19 protein-coding genes are annotated in these 20630 nt (G+C 72.3%); 8 read left to right on the top strand and 11 right to left on the bottom strand.

Going from position 1 to position 20630, the window contains the following annotated elements:
- Positions 1-2: 2 nt before the first annotated feature.
- Entirely contained in the window at positions 3-1373 is a 1371-nt protein-coding gene (locus QE370_RS05675) for an alpha/beta hydrolase (RefSeq protein WP_309633737.1), read from the bottom strand.
- 59 nt (positions 1374-1432) lie between these two features.
- Here QE370_RS05675 and QE370_RS05670 point away from each other — a divergent pair, with 59 nt between their 5' ends.
- Positions 1433-2380, top strand: coding sequence for a fumarylacetoacetate hydrolase family protein (locus QE370_RS05670; protein ID WP_309633736.1), 948 nt, complete (start codon positions 1433-1435; stop codon positions 2378-2380).
- On the top strand, positions 2377-3027 hold the full coding sequence (locus QE370_RS05665; protein WP_309633735.1) for a TetR/AcrR family transcriptional regulator: 651 nt from the start codon (positions 2377-2379) through the stop codon (positions 3025-3027). The genes QE370_RS05670 and QE370_RS05665 overlap by 4 nt, the downstream gene beginning before the upstream one ends.
- A 6-nt stretch (positions 3028-3033) precedes the next feature.
- Here the strand turns inward: QE370_RS05665 and QE370_RS05660 are convergent, their stop codons facing one another.
- Positions 3034-3651 (bottom strand): DUF4232 domain-containing protein, encoded by a 618-nt coding sequence (locus tag QE370_RS05660; protein WP_309633734.1) that lies wholly within the window; start codon positions 3649-3651, stop codon positions 3034-3036.
- Positions 3652-3825: 174 nt separating this feature from the next.
- Here QE370_RS05660 and QE370_RS05655 point away from each other — a divergent pair, with 174 nt between their 5' ends.
- A complete protein-coding gene (locus QE370_RS05655; RefSeq protein WP_309633733.1) occupies positions 3826-4671 on the top strand; it encodes a hypothetical protein in 846 nt (281 codons plus the stop codon).
- Positions 4672-4684: 13 nt separating this feature from the next.
- Here the strand turns inward: QE370_RS05655 and QE370_RS05650 are convergent, their stop codons facing one another.
- The 6 genes from QE370_RS05650 to QE370_RS05625 form a co-directional block, all read right to left on the bottom strand.
- Positions 4685-5431, bottom strand: coding sequence for an enoyl-CoA hydratase-related protein (locus QE370_RS05650; RefSeq protein ID WP_309633732.1), 747 nt, complete (start codon positions 5429-5431; stop codon positions 4685-4687).
- 140 nt (positions 5432-5571) lie between these two features.
- A complete protein-coding gene (locus QE370_RS05645) occupies positions 5572-6735 on the bottom strand; it encodes an acyl-CoA dehydrogenase family protein (RefSeq protein ID WP_253025564.1) in 1164 nt (387 codons plus the stop codon).
- Positions 6732-8666 carry a biotin carboxylase N-terminal domain-containing protein gene (locus QE370_RS05640; RefSeq protein WP_309633731.1) on the bottom strand — a complete coding sequence of 645 codons (1935 nt, stop codon included), beginning with the start codon at positions 8664-8666 and terminating at the stop codon, positions 6732-6734. The genes QE370_RS05645 and QE370_RS05640 overlap by 4 nt, the downstream gene beginning before the upstream one ends.
- 64 nt (positions 8667-8730) lie before the next feature.
- A complete protein-coding gene (locus tag QE370_RS05635; protein ID WP_396127805.1) occupies positions 8731-10335 on the bottom strand; it encodes an acyl-CoA carboxylase subunit beta in 1605 nt (534 codons plus the stop codon).
- 10 nt (positions 10336-10345) lie between these two features.
- On the bottom strand, positions 10346-11521 hold the full coding sequence (locus QE370_RS05630; protein ID WP_309633730.1) for an acyl-CoA dehydrogenase family protein: 1176 nt from the start codon (positions 11519-11521) through the stop codon (positions 10346-10348).
- The gene (locus tag QE370_RS05625; protein ID WP_309633729.1) at positions 11518-13266 is read right to left on the bottom strand and encodes an acyclic terpene utilization AtuA family protein; all 1749 of its coding nucleotides are present in this window, start codon (positions 13264-13266) and stop codon (positions 11518-11520) included. Before QE370_RS05625 ends, QE370_RS05630 begins: the two co-directional genes overlap by 4 nt.
- Positions 13267-14193: 927 nt before the next feature.
- Between QE370_RS05625 and QE370_RS05620 the strand changes: the two genes are divergently transcribed.
- The 3 genes from QE370_RS05620 (at position 14194) to QE370_RS05610 (ending at position 16382) form a co-directional block, all read left to right on the top strand.
- On the top strand, positions 14194-15045 hold the full coding sequence (locus tag QE370_RS05620; protein WP_309633728.1) for a hypothetical protein: 852 nt from the start codon (positions 14194-14196) through the stop codon (positions 15043-15045).
- A gap of 240 nt (positions 15046-15285) precedes the next feature.
- Positions 15286-15816, top strand: coding sequence for a putative immunity protein (locus QE370_RS05615; RefSeq protein WP_309633727.1), 531 nt, complete (start codon positions 15286-15288; stop codon positions 15814-15816).
- Positions 15817-16046: 230 nt separating this feature from the next.
- Positions 16047-16382: a hypothetical protein gene (locus tag QE370_RS05610; protein WP_309633726.1), complete on the top strand. Its 336-nt coding sequence runs from the start codon at positions 16047-16049 to the stop codon at positions 16380-16382.
- Between the two features lie 21 nt (positions 16383-16403).
- Here QE370_RS05610 and QE370_RS05605 read toward each other — a convergent pair whose 3' ends face one another.
- On the bottom strand, positions 16404-17213 hold the full coding sequence (locus QE370_RS05605) for a TIGR03084 family metal-binding protein (RefSeq protein ID WP_309633725.1): 810 nt from the start codon (positions 17211-17213) through the stop codon (positions 16404-16406).
- 1 nt (position 17214) lies between these two features.
- Positions 17215-17811, bottom strand: a complete 597-nt coding sequence (locus QE370_RS05600) for a TetR/AcrR family transcriptional regulator (protein WP_309633724.1) — start codon at positions 17809-17811, stop codon at positions 17215-17217.
- Between the two features lie 165 nt (positions 17812-17976).
- Between QE370_RS05600 and QE370_RS05595 the strand changes: the two genes are divergently transcribed.
- Positions 17977-19752, top strand: coding sequence for a DUF3352 domain-containing protein (locus QE370_RS05595; protein ID WP_309633723.1), 1776 nt, complete (start codon positions 17977-17979; stop codon positions 19750-19752).
- Between the two features lie 39 nt (positions 19753-19791).
- A complete protein-coding gene (locus QE370_RS05590; RefSeq protein ID WP_309633722.1) occupies positions 19792-20193 on the top strand; it encodes a VOC family protein in 402 nt (133 codons plus the stop codon).
- Positions 20194-20222: 29 nt separating this feature from the next.
- On the opposite strand, the gene QE370_RS05585 is transcribed toward QE370_RS05590, so the two are convergent.
- Complete coding sequence (locus QE370_RS05585; protein WP_309633721.1) at positions 20223-20588, bottom strand: hypothetical protein; 366 nt, start codon at positions 20586-20588, stop codon at positions 20223-20225.
- Between the last annotated feature and the right edge of the window lie 42 nt (positions 20589-20630).

Raw genomic sequence — 20630 nt, 5'->3', positions numbered from 1 at the left:
CGTCAGCCCGCGTCGGCCGCCGCCGGAACCTCGACCTCCGGCGCCAGGTGACGCACGAGCCACTCCTGGGACGCGTCGAGCCAGTCGCGGTAGTGGCCCATCGCGCAGTGGTCGTCGTCCGGGTAGAGCAGGAGGCTCGCGCCCGGCGCCTGCTCAGCGAGGTCGATCGAGTCCTGCGTGCTCAGCAGGGTGTCGTGGTCGCCGTTGACGACCAGCAGCGGCACGCGGACGTCGCGGTAGCGACGGCGCAGCGACAGCGCCCGGAGCCGGTGGCTCATGGTGAGCAGGGCCCGGGAGCCGGTCACGGCCTTGAGCGCCTCGAGGATCACCTGCGGGAGCCCCACGGCGTTGGCGGGCAGGAACGTGCGGTGGGTCGGCGCCCCGCAGGCGACCGCGCAGGTGAGCCGCGGCTCGGCCGCCGCGAGCCGTGCGGCCCAGTAGCCGCCGAAGCTGACGCCGACGACCCCGAGCCGTGTGCCGTCCACGCGCGGGTCGCGGACGAGGTGGTCGACGACCGCGCGGTAGACGTCCTCCGAGGCCGGCGACATGGGCTGTCCGTACGCGTAGCTGCCCGGCATCTCCATGACGAACGTGGCGAGCCCGCTGTGCCGGTAGCGCAGCAGCGGCACGAGCAGCTCCTGCACCGTCCCCTCGAGCCCGTTGGTCACGAGCACGACGGGCCGCGGCCCACCGTCGCTCGGGGTGACGAGGTAGCCGCGCACGACGTCGCCGTCCACCGGCACGTCGACCGGCCGGACGTCGACACCGAGGTGCGGCGTCACCACCGGCACCAACGCGTCGAAGAGACGACGGCTCCGCCAGTACGCGCGCATCCGGCCCGGCGTGTGGCCCGGGAACGCCGCCACCTGCTCGAGGGTGAGGGCCTTGACCCAGGCGTCGAGGGCGGTGAACGCGTCGAGCACCACGGGCCGGCCGGTCCCGACCACCCGCGACACCTCCTCCGCCGTCGGCTGCGGACCGTGGTCGGCCATCAGCACCGCGGCGTCGGCGAGCGCCTCGAGCACCGCGTCGGGCAGGACCACCTCGCCCGACGTGGCTGCAGTGACGAGCCGACCGGACAGGTCGGTCCCCGCGACGCGGCCCAGCGCCGACTCCGCGACCGTCAGCTGCTCGGCGGCGAGGCCGTGCCAGTACGTCGTCCACCCGCGGTCACCGAACGACCGGCACCGTGCGAGCTGGGTCGCGACGACAGCGGGGTCGAGCCCGCCCATGTTGCTGTAGCGCAGCACGAAGAGGGCCGGCAGGAACGGAGCCGCCCCCGTGAACCGCGCCGCGAGACCCGTGGTGCGGGTCGCGGCGCACGTGCTCACGAGCAGACGGCGGACGAACGAGGCGGATCCGGAGGACGACATGGCTGCTCCTGTGACGACTGGTCGGCACTGTAGCCGCTGGGGTACCGTCTGCGGAACAGGTGTTCCGGAAGGTGGTGGTGACCGTGCAGGTCCGACGGGTCCGGGTGGACGGACAGGTCCGCACGCAGCGTCGCGCCGACGGCGAGTGGGAGCCGGCCGACGCCAGCCTCACGCCCTGGGACGTCCTGGGGCGCGCGTGGGACGCCCCAGCACCGGACGCCCCAGCACCGGACGACCCAGCACCGAACTACTCCGGTTCGCTCCTGCCGTTCCAGCCGCTCTCGTTCCGCGACTTCATGCTCTTCGAGCAGCACACGATCGACGCCTCGCGCGGGCTCGTGAGGCGCTTCCACCCGGCCCAGTACCGCGCCGCCCGCACCGTGGAGCTCCTGACCCGTCGGCCGTTCCCGGCCTTCCGTCCCCACGCGTTGCTGCAGGAGCAGCCCATCTACTACCTGGGCAACCACCTGACCTTCGTGCCCAGCGGCACCGACGTCCGGCCACCGTCGTACTCGAGCGCGCTCGACTACGAGCTCGAGCTGGGGTTCGTGCTCGCCCGTCCGCTGCTCGACGCGACGCCGGAGGAGGCGACGGCCGCGATCGGCGGCTTCGTCGTGGTCAACGACCTGAGCGCACGTGACGTCCAGCGTCGGGAGATGGCCAGCGGGTTCGGGCCGCAGAAGTCCAAGCACTTCGCCAGCTCGATGTCGGACGTGCTCGTGACCGCCGACGAGGTCCTGCCCCACGTCGACGCGCTGCACGGGCGCGTGGTCGTCAACGGCGAGGTCGTCTCGGAGGTCTCGACGGCCGGGATGCGGTGGAGCCTCGGCGAGGTGCTCGCGCACGCGTCGCGCAGCGAGCGGCTCCTGCCGGGCGAGCTGTTCGCCACCGGCACGCTGCCCGGCGGCAGCGGCATGGAGACAGGACGCTGGATCGGCCCCGGGGACGAGCTCGAGCTCGTCCTCGACGGGGTGGGGCGCGTCGCGCACCGCGTGCTCCCGGCATGACCCGCACGTCGGCCGACGCCCCGCCGGCCCCGCGTCGCCGGCCGCGGGCGGAGCTGCGCGAGGTGCTGCTCGACGTCGCCGAGCGTTCGTTCGCCCGCGCCGGCTACGCCGGTGTCGGGGTCCGCGAGATCACCCGCGACGCCGGCGTCCGCACCGCCACCGTCAGCGAGGTCTTCGGCGGCAAGCGCGAGCTGTTCCGTGCGGTGCTGCTGCGCCGGGTGGAGCCGCTGAACGCCGAGCGTCGTGCCCGGCTCGTCGGGGCGACGTCGCTGGAGGACGTGGTCCGCGCGTTCACCGAGCCGATGCTCGAGCAGGCCGGCCGGCCCGGGTGGGCGGACTACTTCCGGTTCGTGGCTCAGCTGTCGGTCTCGGCCCTGCCGGAGCAGGTGCTCGTGGCCGAGGAGTACAACGCGATCGCGGCGACGTTCGTCGGTCGGCTCCAGGACCTCTACCCCGACGCCCGCCCGGAGGCCGTGCTCGACGGCTACCTGCTGCTGGTCTCCTCGAGCCTGCAGCTCTTCGCCGGTCCCGGCCGGTTCGAGTACCTGACCGAGGGGACGCCGGGCGCACCCGACCTCGCGACGCGGCACGGCTGGCTCGTGCAGTTCGTGGCGGGCGGTCTCGACACGCTGCTGCGCGACGTCTGAGCGCCGTCAGCCGCGCAGCACCACGGGCCGCACGGTGAGCTGCTGCGCCGACGTCTGCGCACAGGCCTTCGTGGGCAGCGCGACGAACACCGCGTCGCGCTGGTTGGGCGGGTAGATCCGCAGGCCACGCACCGACGTCGTCGTGCAGGGAGCGAAGTCTCCGGCCTCGGCCACCTGCAGCAGCGCCTCCGCGCTCGCGCCCGGCGCGAGGGACACGACGGCCGGCGTGCCCTGACGCGCGGCGGGCGCACCCACCTGACGCCCCTGCGAGCCCGTGACGAAGGAGACCCCGGGCCACCCGGTCATCAGGCAGGTGGTGCCGCCGGTGTTGCGCAGCAGCACGTCGTCGAACGTGCTGCCGGCCGCCGCACCGTTCGGGTCGGGGCGCACGGTCACGCGTAGGTCGGCGGTGGTGCACGTGGGGGCCGACGACGCGGACGGGGAGGAGAGCGCGGGCCCAGTGGTGGCTGGCCCCGTGGTGGCTGGCCCCGTGGTGGCCGGCCCGGTGGCGGAGGACGAGGAGGGGCGCGCGGACCCGGCGGACGGGTCGGTGACGTCGTGCGAGGAGCAACCGGCCGTCAGCAGGAGCAGCGCCCCGGCGACGACGAGGGAGAACGTCTTCATGCTCTCGACGCTACGACCGCGCCGAGGGTCTGCCGAGGCCTGCGCAGGACTCTTCGCGTCTTCTTCCTCTTCCGTCGCCGGGTCCAACGGCCCCGAGGCGACGCGGTTTCGCGGAGGTCGGGTCGCCGGGCTCCGCGCGGGTCTAGCCTGCGATGGCAACCTCTGGAGGCCCCCATGCACCGTCGTTCCGCCCCCCGTCGTTCCGCCCCCCGTCGTTCCGCGCACCGTCGTCCCTCGACCTGGACCGTCCTCGCCGCGCTCGCCCTCGTCGCCGGCAGCGTCGCCCTCGCCGCGCCCGCCGAGGCCGCGACCTACGGCGTCACGCTCACCGCGAGCCACACGCAGCGCGACGTCGGCCAGAAGCTCACGCTCACCGGCAAGGTCAGCGGCGCGAAGGCGGCCGGCAAGACGCTGGCCGTCCAGCGCCGTCTCGGCACGGGCGCGTGGCGGACCATCGCCACGCCGCGCACCACGAAGACCCGGACCTTCTCCTCCCGCGTCACCGTCAGCCGCACCGGCACGCAGCAGTACCGCGTCGTCGCCCCGGCCGCCGGCTCCACGCAGCGCGGTGTCAGCCCGGCCCGCACCGTGACGGGCTGGACGTGGCTCGACCTGTACGACGAGTCCTACTACTCCTCCGGCGGCGTCCAGCGCGGCTGGGTCGGGACGGTCAACGGCGGCACGCCGCCGCGGGAGACGCTCGGGCTGTACAGCAACGACGGGACCGCCGGCAGCCACGGCTTCGTGGGGTGGCGTTCGGAGGGCTCGTGCGACCGCGTCACCGCCGCGATCGGCCTGTCCGACGGCGACTCGACGGTGAAGCACGTCCGGCTCGAGGCCGGCGGACCTGCCCAGGTCCTGGAGGTGCAGCCCAGCGAGATCACGACGGTCGACGTGCCGCTCGTCGACGACGCGGGCTTCTCGCTGCGACGGTTCGAGGGGTCGGGTGGCGGCTACGTGGTCGTCGAGTCGCCCCGGGCGCACTGCCGGGTCGACCGGATGCCGATCGCCTACGACTGACCTGCGGTGTCGGTCAGCGCTTGCGCTGCAGGAACGCCGTCATCGCCTCGCGTGCCTCGTCGCTGCCGAACAGGCGGGCCGACTGCGCGGCGACGTCGTCGCCGAGCGCGTCGATGCGGGCCACGAGGTCGTGGTTGAGCAGTCGCTTCGTCTCCCGCAGACCCTGCGGGTAGCCCTGCACGAGGCCCGCCAGCACGGCCGACACCGCGTCGGAGAGGTCGGCGTCGGGGACGGCGCGGGTGACGAGCCCGGCGGCCTGCGCCTCGCGGGCGTCGAACTGGCGGCCGGTGAGGAACAGCTCGGCAGCGGCCCGGTCGGTGAAGCGTTCGAGCAGCGTGAGGGAGATGACCGCCGGCGCCAGGGCGAGCCGCACCTCCGTGAGCGCGAACGTGACCGACTCGGCCGCGACGACGACGTCGGCGGCGCCGACGATGCCGAGCCCGCCCGCCCGCACCGGCCCGGCGAGCTCGACCACCACGGGCGTGCCGGCGGTCGCGATCTGGCGCTGGAGCGCCACGATCGCCCGCGCCCCCTCCTCCATGCCCCCGCTCGCGGCCTCCGACAGGTCGGCACCGGAGCAGAACACCCGGTGCGCCGACCGCACCAGCACCGCGCGGACGTCCGCGTCGGCGTCCGCCTGCGCGAGCCGGTCGGCCAGCTCCGTCACCAGCTGACGGCTCAGCGCGTTGCGGTTGTGCTCGCTGTCGAGCGTCACCGTCGCGACCCCGTTGGCGACGTCCAGGTGCACCAGCTCTGCCATGACCAGCTCCTCAGCTCTCGTGGGCGCCCGAGATTCCCAGGTCGACCTGGGAATCCCAGCGAAGCACGGAGTGCTTTCCGTGCAAACGTCAGAAAATCGTGCCCCGCGGCAGATTCCCAGGTCGACCTGGGAATCTGCGCTCAGTAGGACTTCGGCAGCCCCAGCGAGAACTGAGCGACGAAGTTGAGTGCCATCTCCTTCGACACCGGCGCGATGTTGCTGAGCCGGGAGGAGGCGACGGCCTGGACGAGACCGTACTCCAGCGCCAGGCCGTTGCCGCCGTGCGTCTGGATGGCCTGGTCGACGGCCTTCGCCGCCGCCTCGCCGGCCGCGACCTTGGCCATGTTGGCCGCCTCGCCGGCGCCCATGAGGTCGCCGGCGGCGTAGAGCGCGGCGGCCTTCTGGGTGAGGAGGCGGGCCATCTCGACGTCGATGTGCAGCCGGGCGAGGGGGTGGCTGATGGCCTGGTGGGCGCCGATCGGCTTGCCCCACACCTCGCGCTCCTTGGCGTAGGCGACGGCCTTGCGGATCGCCCAGCGAGCCGTGCCCGTGGCCATCGACGCGGCCATGATGCGCTCGGGGTTGAGGCCCGCGAACAGCTGCTCGAGGCCGGCGTCCTCCTGCCCGACGAGCGCGTCGGCGGGCACGCGCACGTCGTCGAAGAACAGCGTGAACTGCTTCTCCGGGCTCACCACGCCCATCTCGATCTGCTGCTTCGTGAACCCGTCGGCGTCGGTGGGCACCATGAACAGGGCCGGCTTCAGCTTGCCGGTCCGGGCGTCGGAGTACCGCGCGACGACGAGCAGGTGGCTCGCCTCGTCGACGCCGGAGATGTAGGTCTTCGTGCCGTTCAGCACCCAGCTGCCGTCCTCGGCCTTCTCGGCGTGCGTGACGATGTTGTGGGAGTTGGAGCCGGCGTCGGGCTCGGTGATCGAGAAGGCGTACGTGGCGGTGCCGTCGGCCAGGCCGGGCAGCCAGCGCTCCTTCTGCTCCTGCGTGCCGTACTGCGCGATGGTGGTGCCGACGATCGCCGGGCTCACCACCATGAGCAGCAGCGGGCAGCCGGCCGTCGCCAGCTCCTCGCACACGGCCGCGAGGTCACCGATGTCGCCGCCCCCGCCCCCGAACTCCTCGGGGATCGACACGCCGAGGTAGCCCAGACGACCCGCCTCCGCCCAGAGCTCGGTGGTCTTGCGTCCCTCGGCGGCAGCCTCGTGGAAGTACTTCTCGCCGTACTTCGCGCCGAGCGACGCGACCGCCTTGCGGAGCTCGCGCCGCTCCTCGGACTCGGTGAACTGGCTCATGCTGGATCCCCTTCGATGACGGCCAGGACGGCCCCGGACTCGACCTGCTGGCCCGCCGTCACGGCGAGCTCCGCGACCACGCCGTCGGTCGGCGCGGTGATGGTGTGCTGCATCTTCATGGCCTCCAGGACGACGACCACGTCGCCCCTCGCGACCTGCTGACCGGCCTCGACGCCCACCTTCACGACGCTCGCCGGCATCGGCGCGAGGAGGGACCCCTCGGCCACGACGTCCGCCGGGTCGACGAACGTCGGCACGACGTCGAACGAGACCGACCCGGCGGGTCCGTCGACGTCGACCGTCGCGTCGGCGACCGCGACGCCGTACGTCTCGGCCACGCCGTCGACGGTCAGCACCACGCGGGTCGGCTCCGCGGAGACGACCTCGGCGAGGTCGCTGACCAGCCGGCCGCCCTGGGCCCGGTACTCGACCACGATCTCCTCGTCGCCGACGCGCAGCCGACGGGTGCGGGGCTGGCTGGGCACGTTGCGGAAGGCGGTCGGGATGCGGGAGAGGACCGGCGACGTCGTCGACGCGGTGCGCGCCTGCGCGAGGGCGGCGGCGAGGGCCGAGCGCTGCACGGCGGCGTCGTCGAGCAGCGGTGTCGTCCAAGCGTCGAGCCGCTCCCCGAGCAACGCGGTATGCACGCGCCCGGCGGCGAACTCCTCGTCGGCGAGGGCCCCGCGCAGCAGCCCGAGGTTGGTCGTCAGGCCGTGCACGCGCGTGCGACGTAGGGCGTCGTCGAGCCGGCGCACCGCCTGGGCGCGGTCGGCGCCGTGCGCCACGACCTTCGCGATCATCGCGTCGTAGAAGTGCGTGACGACCGAGCCGGACTCCACCGCGGAGTCGGTGCGCAGGCCCGGGCCCTCGGGCACCTCGAAGGTGCGCAGGGTGCCGGTCTGCGGCGCGTAGTCGTCGGCCGGGTCCTCGGCGTAGAGGCGCACCTCGACGGCGTGGCCGGTCGGCCCGGCAGGCTGCTCGGCGGGCAGCGGGTGGCCCTCCGCGACGGAGAGCTGCAGCGCCACGAGGTCGACGCCGAACACCTCCTCCGTCACGGGGTGCTCCACCTGCAGGCGGGTGTTCATCTCCAGGAAGTAGACACGGCCGTCGTCGGCGTGCCCGTCGGCCACGAGGAACTCGACCGTGCCGGCACCGACGTACCCGACCGCCTCGGCGGCGTTGCGCGCCGCGTCGTGCAGGGTGCGGCGCACGGGGGCGCTCAGGTTCGGCGCGGGCGCCTCCTCGACGACCTTCTGGTGACGTCGCTGGAGGGAGCAGTCGCGGTCGCCGAGGATCCAGGTGGTGCCGTGGGTGTCGGCCAGCACCTGCACCTCGACGTGGCGGGCGGTCGGCAGGTACGGCTCGACGAATACGGTGTCGTCGCCGAACGCCGACGCCGCCTCCGCGGCGGCCGCCGTCAGCTCGCCCTCGAGGTCCTCGGCGCGCTCGACGACGCGCATGCCGCGACCGCCGCCGCCGGCCGACGCCTTCACGAGCAGCGGGAAGTCCTCAGGGCGTGCGGTCCCGGGATCGACGCTGAGGATCGGCACGCCCGCGTCGGCCATCAGCTCTTTGGCGCGGATCTTGCTGCCCATCGCGTCGATCGACTCGGGCGTCGGGCCGATCCACGTGAGGCCCGCGTCGGCGACGGCGCGCGCGAAGTCGGCGTTCTCGGACAGGAAGCCGTAGCCGGGGTGGACGGCGTCGGCGCCGGCGCGGCGGGCCGCGTCGACGACGAGGTCGGCCCGCAGGTACGTCTCGCCGGGCGCGTTCCCCTCGAGCCGGACGGCGACGTCGGCCTCGGCCACGAACGGCGCGGAGGCGTCGGCGTCGGAGTGGACGGCGACGGTGCGGATGCCGAGGTCGCGGCACGTGCGGAACACCCGCCGGGCGATCTCCCCCCGGTTGGCGACGAGGACGGTGCGGATCATGAGATCGAACCCTTCAGGAGGAATCCCAGGTCGACCCGGGAATCTGCGGCGGGGGCAGCGGTGCTCACAGTCGGAACACCCCGTAGCCGCGGGCGCCCTCGACGGGGGCGGTGTGGATGGCCGACAGGCAGATGCCGAGGATCGCGCGGGTGTCGCGGGGGTCGATGACGCCGTCGTCGTAGCCCATCCCCGACGTGAAGTAGGCGAGCGACTGCTCCTCGATCTGCTGCTCGACGTAGTCCTTCACGCCCTGGAAGCCCTCGGCGTCGAACGGCTGTCCCTTCGACTCCGCCGACTGCCGCGCGACGATCTCCATGACGCCCGCGAGCTGCGCGGGGCCCATGACCGCCGACTTCGCGCCGACCCAGCTGAACATGAACCGCGGGTCGTACGCGCGGCCGCTCATGCCGTAGTGCCCGGCGCCGTAGGAGGCGCCCATGACGACCGACAGGTGCGGGACCTTGGAGTTGGAGACGGCGTTGATCATCTGCGCGCCGTGCTTGATGATGCCGCCCTGCTCGTACTCCGCGCCGACCATGTAGCCGGTCGTGTTGTGCAGGAACAGCAGGGGCGTGTCGGTCTGGTTGGCGAGCTGGATGAACTGGGCGGCCTTCTGCGCCTCGGCGCTGAACAGCACGCCCTGCGCGTTGGCGAGGATGCCGATCGGGTAGCCGTGCAGCTGCGCGTAGCCGGTGACGAGGCTGGAGCCGTACAGCGGCTTGAACTCGTCGAACCCGCCACCGGCCCCATCTGGCCCGTCGACGAGGCGGGCGATGACCTCGCGCGGGTCGAACGGGATCTTCAGGTCGGTGGGGACGATGCCGAGCAGGTCCTCGCCGTCGAGCACGGGCTCGGCGTAGTCGGCGCGCGGGCTCGCGCCCTTCTTGCGCCAGTTGAGCCGCCGCACCACCTGGCGGCCGAGCCGGATGGCGTCGTGCTCGTCGACGGCGAGGTAGTCGGCCAGGCCCGACGTCTTTGCGTGCATCGACGCGCCGCCGAGGGACTCGTCGTCGGACTCCTCGCCGGTGGCCATCTTCACGAGCGGCGGTCCGCCGAGGAACACCTTGGCGCCGCCGTCGACCATGATCACGTAGTCGCTCATGCCGGGGATGTACGCGCCGCCGGCGGTGGAGTTGCCGAACACGAGCGCGACGGTCGGACGTCGGTCCTCGCTGGCGCGGGTGATGTTGCGGAAGCTCGCGCCACCGGGGATGAAGATGTCCTTCTGCGTGGGCAGGTCGGCGCCGCCGGACTCGACGAGGTTGATGGTCGGGAGGCCGTTCTCCTCGGCCACCTGCGCGGCGCGGAAGCCCTTCTTGACGGTGACCGGGTTCGAGGAGCCGCCCTTCACCGTGGGGTCGTTGGCGACGATCATGCACTCGACGCCCTCGACGACACCGATGCCGGTGACGAGCGAGCCGCCGACGGTGAAGTCGGTGCCCCACCCGGCCAGCGCCCCCAGCTCGAGGAACGGGGTGTCGGGGTCGAGGAGCAGCTCGATGCGCTCGCGGGCCGTCAGCTTGCCGCGCCCGTGGTGCCGCGCGACGTACTTCTCCCCGCCTCCGGCGAGCGCCTTCGCGTGCTGCTCGGCGAGGTCGTCGACGCGTTCGAGCATCTGCGCACGGTTCTCGGCGTAGGTGGCCGAGCTCGGGTCGATGGTGGTCTTCACGGCATGCCTCTCAGTAGCCCAGCAGCTTCGCGGACAGGTCCTTCATGACCTCGGTGGCGCCGCCGCCGATGCCGAGGATGCGGGCGTCGCGGTAGTGGCGGTCGATCTCGGACTCGCGCATGTAGCCCATGCCGCCGAAGACCTGCACCGCCTCGTGCACCACGTGCTCGACGGCGGCGACGGCGACGTTCTTGGCGGTGACGGCGTCGAGGATCAGCGACGGGTCGGTCTTCGGCGTCTCGAGCGAGCGCACCAGCGCCTGGCGGGTCAACGCCCGCGCGGCCGACGTGCGGGCGTGCATCTCGACGAGCTTGTGGCGGATGACCTGCCGGGCGATGAGCGGCTTGCCGAACGTGTCGCGCTCGCGGGCGTAGGCGACGGCCAGGTCGAGCGCACGCTGGGCCGTCCCGTAGGCCTGCACGGCGAGCCCGAGCCGCTCGCCGACGAACTGCTGCATGACGAGGTAGAACCCGCCGTTCTCCTCACCGACGAGGTTCTCCACGGGCACGCGGACGTCGTCGAAGGCGAGCTCGGCGGTGTCGGAGCAGTGCCAGCCCATCTTGCGCAGGCTCCGGCTCACGGTGAACCCGGGCGAGTCCTTGTCGATGACGAGCAACGAGATGCCGGCGTGGCCCTCACCGCCGGTGCGGACGGCGGTCGTGACGAAGTCGGCGCGCACGCCGGAGGTGATGAACGTCTTCGCGCCGTTGACGACGTAGTGGTCGCCGTCGCGCACGGCGCGGGTGCGGATGTTCGCGACGTCGGAGCCGCCGCTGGGCTCGGTGACGCCGAGCGAGCCGATCTTCTCCCCCGCCAGCGTCGGCCGGACGTACAGGTCGACGAGCCTCGAGCCTCCGGCGCCCGACGATGCCGCGTCGATGATGTGCGGCAGGGCGATGGAGTGCGTGAACAGGCTCGCCTGCAGTCCGGTGGAGCCGCCGGCCGCGAGCATCGCCTCGGTGACGACGCACGCGTCGACCGCGTCGCCGCCGGCACCGCCGACCTCCTCGGGGTAGCCGACGGCGAGGAAGCCGGCCTTGGCGGTGGCCGCGTGCAGCTCGCGCGGGAGCTCGCCGTCGTCCTCCCACTGCGGGAGGTGCGGCGCGATCTCGCGACTGGTGAACTGCTCGACCGCGGAGCGCAGGGCCTGCCGCTCCGGGGTCTCGAAGAGGTCGGTGGTGGTCACGGACGTCGGCCTTCCAGGAGTCGGGTGGGCACCGCGGTCACGCGGGCGCGCAGCCACTCGCCGACCGCCTTGGCCTGCGGGTCGAGCCGGGTCGACGACGACACGCCCTCCCCCAGCAGGCCGCGGACGACGACGTTGACGCCGCCGAGGTTCGGCAGGGGGTGCACGTCGACGTCCAGGTCGGCGGCCTCGGGCAGCATCCCCTGCACCCAGCCGGCGTTCACGACGCCGACGAGCCACGCGACGGCGTCGGCGCGGCGTGGGTGGTCGGCGGGGATCCACAGCCCGACGTTGGCGTCGCCGCCCTTGTCGCCCGAGCGCGCGTGCACGAGCTCGCCGAGCGGCCGGGGCTGGCTCTCGCCGAGGTCGGGAGCGGCGGTCACGTCAGCCGGCTCCACGGCGACCTCGGCGGTCGTGGCGGGTGGGGCCACGTCCTCACGCCGGCCGTCGGCGTGCACGACGACGTGCGGGACCTCCGACTGCGCGACGTACGCCGGGCGGTACACGCCGTACGGCGTCCCGCGCCCTGGCGGCGCGGAGAGCGTGAAGCCCGGGTAGGACGCGAGCGCGACGTTGACGAACGCGTCGCTGAACGTGCGGCCGACGGGCTCGGGCCGGCTGCTCTTGGCGGCGCACCGCAGGTACGACGTGGCAGCGGCCTGCGTGGGCGGGTCGTAGACGTCGGTGCGGTCGAGGGTCCACACGAGCTCGTCCGGCGGGTCGTCCTGCAGCGCCGCCTCCACCTCCCGACGCACCCACGCGGCCTTGGCCTCGATGTCGAGGCCGGTGAGGAGCAGGTCGACACCGTTGCGGAACCCGCCGAGCAGGTTGAGGCAGACCTTCGTCGTGGCGGGCGGCGGCGTACCGCGGACGCCGCTGATCCGGACCCGGTCGGGGCCCTCCTGCGTCAGGGCGACGGTGTCGAGGTGCGCGACGACGTCGGGGTTGAGGTAGGCCGGACCCTGCACCTCGTAGAGCAGCTGGGCGGTGACGGTGTCGACGGTGACGGCCCCGCCGGTCTCGGTCGTGCCGGTGGTCGCGTGCTTGGTGATGACGCTGCTGCCGTCGGCGTCGACCTCCGCGACGGGGAAGCCGAGCGGACGCCAGGTGTCGAGGTCGCGGAAGCCGCTGAAGTTGCCGCCGGTGGCCTGCGTGCCGCACTCGATCACGTGCCCGGCGACGAGGGCGCCGGCGAGCGCGTCGAGGTCGTCGCGGCCCCAGCCGTGCGCGTGGATGGCCGGACCCATGACGACCGAGGCGTCGGTGACGCGACCGGTGACGACGACGTCGGCGCCGGCGTCGAGTGCTGCCGCGATGCCGAACGCCCCGAGGTAGGCGTTGGCGGTGAGCAGGGTGCCTCCGCCGACGTCGCTCAGACCGAGCTCGGCAGCCCGTGGCAGGAGGTCGTCGCCCTCGACGTGAGCGACGCGCACGTCGATCCCCTGCTCCTGCGCCAGGTCGCGGATGCGGGCGGCGAGGCCGGCCGGGTTGAGGCCGCCGGCGTTCGCGACGACCTTGACGCCCTTCTCCCGCGCCAGCGCGAGTCCGTCCTGCAGCTGTCGCAGGAAGGTCTTCGCGTAGCCGGCCTCGGGGTCCTTCATCCGGTCCTTGCCGAGGATGAGCATCGTCAGCTCGGCCAGGTAGTCACCGGTGAGGTAGTCGAGGTCGCCGCCCTCCAGCATCTCCCGGAACGCGGTGGGCCGGTCGCCGTAGTAGCCGGAGCAGTTGCCGATGCGGACGGTCACCTCGGCAGCATCGCACCGGACGTAACAAACAGTCAAGCCTGCTTGTTTATCCGTGGACCCCGTGTCCAACGACCGGCATGATGACGTACGGCCGCTTTCCCCCGACCGCGACGCGTTCGTAGGAATCCGTCGTCGCGCCGATCGCGGATATCCGCACGTGGTCGATGCCTGATGCAGACCGTCTCAGCCGCTGCGAGGCCTGAGCACGCGCGATGCCGCGCCGATGCATCTCGATCCAGCCGTCCGCCCCAACCGGCGGTAGTCGCCCCCTTCAGTCCTCGACCCTCCTCGGGCACACTGAGCGAGAGGACAGCATGAGGCGCGGAGAACACATCGCTCCCCGTCGCAGGTTCCTCACTCTCGCCCTGGGGATCATCGGAAGACGTTGCGTGATCGAGGGTCACGGAGAAGGGGGTCGAGGTGGACGCAGACCCAGACGACGAGTACGAGCGTCTGTGGCGCAGCAACTCCGCCGACGGATACACGGGCAGCGGATTCGGAGTGAATCAGAACGCTGATCTAGGAGCGATGAGGACGCCACACGGTCCGGCGAGCAGCGGTTCGCCGTGGATCGCGGTGGTGTCCCTCATCTGCGCCATTGCCGTGATCACCCTCATCGTCATCTTCGCTGCCTGAGGCACGGCAGGGACCATATTCAGGCCCCTCGAGAGGGGCATTGCGGGGCGACGACCCATCGCCCGCGCACCACGTGAGCGATTGCGCGGCGAGACTGGCATGCACAGCGGCGATCGTCGGCGCTCGTTGCACGCTAGACGAGGCCTGACGGGATCGGCTCCGGGCGAGCGGACTACTGACGTCACCAGGGAATCCTCCGCAATTCGAGGATCGACCTGCCTCCGCGATCACGACCTGCACCATGCTGTCCGCGCTGGCGTAGCCACAGACGTCGCCCTGAAGGAGAGCAACGTGAAGTCATCGGCGCGTACCAACCGTTCAGTACTGCTCCTGATCTCTCTCGCCGTGTCTTCACTTTTGGTCGTTGCGACAGAAGCGCCTTCGACAGCCGCAACCTACACGTGGTTCCAGGGCAAGGCGCAGAACAACCGGATGCTCTACGAGACGAACGGCGCACGCCAGTTCTCTCGAACGGGAGTGGCTGGGTCGGTCAAGGCGACGGGCAACGCATTCCGCATGACCGTCTGGATCGGGAGCGCTTCTTCGACGGGCCGAATCTCTGCGCAGATCGACCTGGGCTATCTGACAACCAAGGCGACGAAAGCTCGTTGGGTCTTTGACGTCGACCCGACCGACCCCGGCAAGCTCGAGGCTGGCGTCTGCTTGACGGGGGTGTCCAGCGGTGGCATGCGGTCGAGCTCCGAACCGTCAGCGATGGCAGACGCCGCGAAGAGTACCGTTCCCGGAGCCGAGCTCGGCTCGGTGATCACACTCGGAGGTCAAGCCCTGCGGATGGTCGGGAAGACTCCGGAGGCGACCTACTGGACGTACGGTGACGACGCGGGACAGCAGCACCTCGTTGCCGACTTCGGCTCGTACGTCGCATCGGCGGCGGTCCCTGTCGCCGAGTACCTCGCTTCTGGCGTCGAGCTAGTTTCCAACGCGGGACGAGGTGAACAGGACCGCAGAGCCATTCTCCTTCCACCAGGATTCACCGTGCAGACGGAGCACACTTCTTTGGACTTCGAACACGTTTCGTCAGAGCTCATCACTGCGACGGGCTCGAGTGAGAACGAACGACTGGATCTCGTGGGCAAAGACGGCACCCTGGCAGCAGTTCGGACTCTGGCGCCCGTCAGTTGACGCGGGAAGCGGAGTCGGGTTGCGCTGCACCCCTGCCCCTCTCCGCCTCTACCGCGCTGGCCGGGCGAACGTCCGTTCACCATGTTCGGCCCTTGTTGCTGCAACCACGTGAGCCGAAGAAGGTCGAGACGAACGATGCGCACATGGCCAGTCACCATGGCTCTCTTCGCAGGATCAACGGAGTTCAACCCTGCGTGCGAGTCCGTGGACCGCGCGCGCTCCGCCCAGCACCATGAGGGCATGACCACGCCGCCCGACCTCGACCTCACCCTCGAGGAGCTGCGTGCCGTGGCGCGCTTCGCCGCTGACTGCGCCGCGGAGCTCCTGCCGGTGTACGAGTCCAGCGTCGTCGACGACGCGAGGCCGCGAGAGGCTCTCGAGGCCGCACGGGCCTTCGCCAACGGTGCCGCGCGCTCGAACCGCCAGCGCACGACCGCCTTCGCCGCGCATCGGGCCGCGCGGGAAGCACCCGACGAGGTGGCTCGTCTCGCCGCACTCGCGTGCGCGGACGCGGCGGGCGCGGCCTACCTGCACCCGCTCGCCCAGGCGACCCAGGTCGGGCACGTCCTACGGTCGGCAGCCTGCGTGGCACGCGTCGCCGAGCTGCGGGGCGAGGACGTCGACGTCGTCGTGGCGACCCTGGCCGACCGCGCCGCGCCTCCTGTGCCCGCGGTGCTGCGCCGCTACCCCACCCCGCAGGGCGGGCGCGCCCGACTGGCGGAGCTGCTCGTCGCCCTGGACACGGCAGTGCGCGGCAGCGACGCGCGCTGACCTGCCGCATCCGCGTTCAGGCGGATCACGCTACGCGTTCTCCTCCTCGCGGCTACTGAGGTCCTGGTCGGATCCGTCCGACCTGCCCTCGCCGCGCGCAGCGTGGGGAGGAGCGCGGCGGCACCGGGACCGTTGCGCCCTCCTCGGAGCAGGGAGCCACCGATGACACCTCACAGGACCGGCGACCAGTCGATCGACCAGGCCGCCCGCACGGGCGGCGGCGAGCCGTCATGAGCAGCCTCGTCAACGAGAAGCCGGCGCCCGCCACGGGCGTCGTGGTGCTCCTCCAGCCGCGTCCCGTGTGGGTGGGCTGCCTGTGGCAGCACGACGACGGGCAGGTGAAGGAGACCGTGCCCGCCTGGGCCACGCACCGGTCGGGAAAGCTGATCCTCTGCGACTTCTGGGACCCGAGGACCGGCGACGAGCGAGCCCACTGGATGGAGGCGTCGTTCGTGCGACCGCGCCCGATCCACACGCGCACCCCTCAGCCGCGCCGGCACCCGGCCGCGGCGCCGAGCCCCCGCACCGTCGTGCCCGGCACGCCGCGACCACGGTCGCAGGAGTGACGCACCCCCTATGGCCCGTGGTCAGCGCTCCGAGAGCCGCTTCGGGTCCGCGCCGGGGAGCCCGGCGAAGGCCTGCGCGACGTCGAGCCAGTGGTCGGCGTCCGCGCCGTCGGCCCGGACGTCGACGTCGTCGCGGTGCCGCCGCCGCGTCGCGAGCAGCGCGAAGTCCCACGCGTCGCCCGTGACCCGCTGCTCCGCGCCCTCCTCGCCCCACGTCCACGTCTCGCCCGACGGCGCCGTGAGCTCGACCCGCACCTCGCTCGTCGGCGGCTCCTCGCCGCGCATCACGTAGGCGAAGCCGCGGGTGCGGACGCCGAGGTGGCAGACGTGCCGGACGCGGTCGGTCCGGGGCACCTCGATGCCGAACGTCTCCGCGACGTCGTGCGCGTGCGCCCACGTCTCCATGAACCGGGCCGACGCCATCGACGTCGGGCTCATCGGCGGGCCGAACCACGGCACCCGCTCGCCGTCCGGCACGGCACGCAACGCGTCGGCGAGCCCGGCGCGACCGGCGCGCCAGGCGTCGAGGAGCATCGGCACGGGCTTCGCGGCCCAGGTGTCGGCCGCGTTGTCGACGTACCCGGTGGGGTCCTGCGCAGCCTCCTTGAGCAGCGCACCGAAGGCCTCCGCGTCGGTGACCGCCGCGAGCGACGTCTCGTCGGTCCAGGCCAGGTGGCCGACCTGGTGGGCGACGGTCCAGCCCTCGGGCGTCGTGACGGCACCCCACTCCTGGATCGGGAGGTCGGCGACCCAGCCGTCGAGCTGGTCGCCCTCGGCGGTGAGGTCGGCGAGCACCTGCTCGAGTCGTTCCCGTGGGCTCGTGGATGACATGTCAGCGCTCCAGTCCGGTGTCGAGGGTGACGGCCCACGCGTCGAGCACGGCGGCCCGACGTCGGCTGTCGTCGGTGAGGGTGCCGGCGAGCCCGAGCCCGCGCAGCAGGTCGAGCGTGGCCTGGACGAGCTCGCGGTTGCGACCACGGTGCTCGTCGACGTCGAGCAGCTCGAGGGCGTACGCGTGCGTCTCCCGACCCACCCGACGCTCGAGCGGTGCGACCGCCTCGCGCAGGTCCAGGTCGGTGCGGGCGGCCACCCACAGCTCGAGCGCGGCGAAGAAGACGGGCGACGTGAACTGCGCGGCCAGCACGTCGAGGACGGCACGTGTCCGCCCGACGTCGGGCAGCGTGCGCACCGCGTCGGCCATCGCGTGCCGGCGACGCTCGGTGAGGTGCTCCACCGCCCCGACGACCAGCGCCTGCTTGCTCGGGAAGTGGTGCAGCTGCGCGCCGCGGCTCACCCCGGCGCGCTGCGAGACGACCGTGGTCGACGTACCCGACCAGCCGAGCTCCACGAGGCACTCGACCGTCGCCTCCATGAGCCGCAGCCGCATCGCCGCGGTGCGCTCGGCCTGCGGCGTCCGGGTCGTCGTCACGGGAGCATCATGGGCGCATGGCACACAAACAGGCAAGTCTGACGGTTAGTTCGGAGGTGTGCACGCCCCACCACGTGGCACACGTCTCGTACGTCCTGCCCACTTCTGGTCCGCCGCGGGGTCGAGGATCGGTACGCTGCGACGCACCCATTCTTCGGAGGACCCATGAGCGACGAGACGCCCACCAGCCCCCCGCCCCCGCCCGCACCCGACGGACCGGCGACCCCTGACGCCACCGTCGAGCAGCCCGCCGCACCCGAGGCCACGTCGGCCGCCGGCGGCGGGAACGGCAAGAAGATCGCGCTCGGCATCGGCGCTGTCGTGGCCGTGGCCGCCGTCGGCGGAGGCGCCTACGCCTGGACCCAGCTGTCCGGCGGCGGCACCCAGCCCCACGACGTGCTCCCGGCCGACACCATCGCGTACGTCCGCCTCGACCTCGACCCGTCGGCCAGCCAGAAGATCGACCTCTTCCGGCTCGCGCGGCGCGTGCCCGAGCTGTCGCAGGAGCTCGGCATCAAGGACGAGGGCGACGACCTGCGCAAGATCGTGCTGCAGGACGCGCTCGAGGGCTGCGACGACGTCGACTACGCGAAGGACGTCGAGCCGTGGCTCGGCGAGCGCATCGGCCTGGGCGTCGGCCCGAACCTGCAGGACGAGGAGGAGTCGCTGCGGATCGCCGTGCAGGTCACCGACGAGAAAGCCGCGAAGGCCGGCATCGGCAAGCTCTTCGCGTGCAGCGACGAGGAGTTCGGCATCGGCTTCCTCGACGGCTACGCCATCGTCACCCCCACCCAGAAGAGCGCCGACGCCGCCGTGAAGGCCGCGTCGACGAAGTCCCTCGCCGACGACGCCGACTTCACGCGCGACCAGGACGCGCTCGACGAGCAGGGCGTCCTGTCCGGCTGGGTCGACGTGAAGGACGGCCTCGCGGCGATCAAGGAGGCCGGGATCGACGACGTGCTCGGACCGGACGCGGCCGACCTCGAGACGGTGGCCGACCAGACGAGCAGCTTGGCGTTCGCCCTCTCCGCCTCCTCGACCTCGCTGACCCTCGACGCCGTGGCCCGCGAGGGCGACAAGGCGACGAAGCTGCCGGAGGTCCGGGGTCTCGGCGCCCTGCCCGACGACACCGTGGTCGGGCTGACCGTCCCGGGTGGCGGCAAGGCCGTCGAGGAGAACTGGGACGAGATCAAGTCCAGCCTCGGCGACCTGCTCAGCCTCCGCGACTTCTTCACCGTGCCCGGTCTCGGGTCGCCCAGCCCGCAGCCGGAGTTCGACGCCGAGGCGTACGCGGCCGACCCGGAGGGCTACGAGGAGGAGTACCTCGCCCAGCTGGAGCAGCAGACGGCGCCGCCGTCGCCGAGCAGCACCGACGTCGACGCGACGCTCGAGGAGATCGAGAAGACCCTCGACGTCACGCTGCCGGACGACCTCGTGACGCTCCTCGGCGACGCCTTCTCGGTCTACGTCGGCCGGGACGGCTTGGAGGACATCGCCGGCCCGCAGGGTCCTGCGGACCCGTCCGACGTGGCCGTGGGCCTCGTGACGGAGGGCGACGAGGCGAAGGCCGCCGACCTCGCCGACCGCCTCACGGCGTCGCTGCAGCGTCTGGCCGGCGTCGAGCTCGCCACGTCGACGGGCGACGACGCGGTCTCGATCGCGACCTCGCCGAAGGTCGCGAAGGAGCTCGTCGAGGACGGCGACCTCGCCGGGACCGACCTCTTCTCCTCGGTGATCGACGGCGACGGCGAGGGCGGTGGCCTGTTCGTCGACGTCGGCGCGATCCTCGACGCCGTCGCGAAGGCCGAGCCCGACGTCGAGCAGGACGACGTGTTCACCAGCCTGCGCAACATCGCCGCCGTCGGCTTCAGCAGCACGCGGCCGCAGGACGGCTACACCGGCGTCTCGGCGTCGGTCGCGTTCACCGAGCGGAAGCAGTAGCCCTCGACACCCGGGCGGAGGTGTGGGAGGAAGGACGTCATGACGTCGTTCGTCTCCCACACCTCCGTCGACTGCTCCGACGCGTACGCGCTCAGCGAGTTCTGGAAGCTGGTGCTCGGCTACGTCGACGTCGCCGACGACCCCACCGAGCCCGGCCACGAGGAGTGCATGATCCTCGACCCCGAGACCGGCCACGAGCTGCTGTTCATCGAGGTGCCCGAGACCAAGACGGTGAAGAACCGCCTGCACCTCGACCTGCGCCCGCGTGCGGGCACCCGCGACGCCGAGGTGGCCCGGCTCGTCGCGGCCGGCGCCACGCAGGTGGCCGACCGGCGCGGCATCCACGGCCCGGGGACGGGCTGGGTCGTGCTGGCCGACCCCGAGGGCAACGAGTTCTGCGTCCTGCGCTCCCCCGAGGAGCTCGCCGACGAGACGGCCTGACGCGGCCGGCCTTCGCACCGGCGGCAGAGCTAGGTGCGGGCGTCCAGCGCGCGGCGCAGCAGAGGACGCCACCGTGGTTGGTCCGCGGTCGTGAGGGCCAGGCCGGCCGTGACCACGACGGCCACGACCCATGCACCGACCAACGTCACCGTGAGCCCCTCGTGCACCGCGCGGGGCAGGAGCGCGACGGTGCCGAGCAGCAACGCGATGCCGACGAGGCCGGCCAACGACAGGTCGATCGCGCGGCCCACGGTGTCGGTCCAGCTCGCGTCGCGACGGACGCCGAACCACGCCGCCACCCCGAGCAGCACCACCAGGCTCAGCAGGTCGATGCCGCGCGCGAGGGCCACCAGGGGCAGCAGCACGATGACGGCCTGGAGCGGTCGGGGGCGCACGGACGTCATCCTGTCAGCAGGATCTTTCTGAAGAATTGGCCA

The organism is Aeromicrobium sp. SORGH_AS_0981, assembly GCF_031453195.1.
In the GTDB taxonomy this organism is placed as follows: domain Bacteria; phylum Actinomycetota; class Actinomycetes; order Propionibacteriales; family Nocardioidaceae; genus Aeromicrobium.
This window is presented reverse-complemented; position numbering and strand designations above follow the sequence as displayed.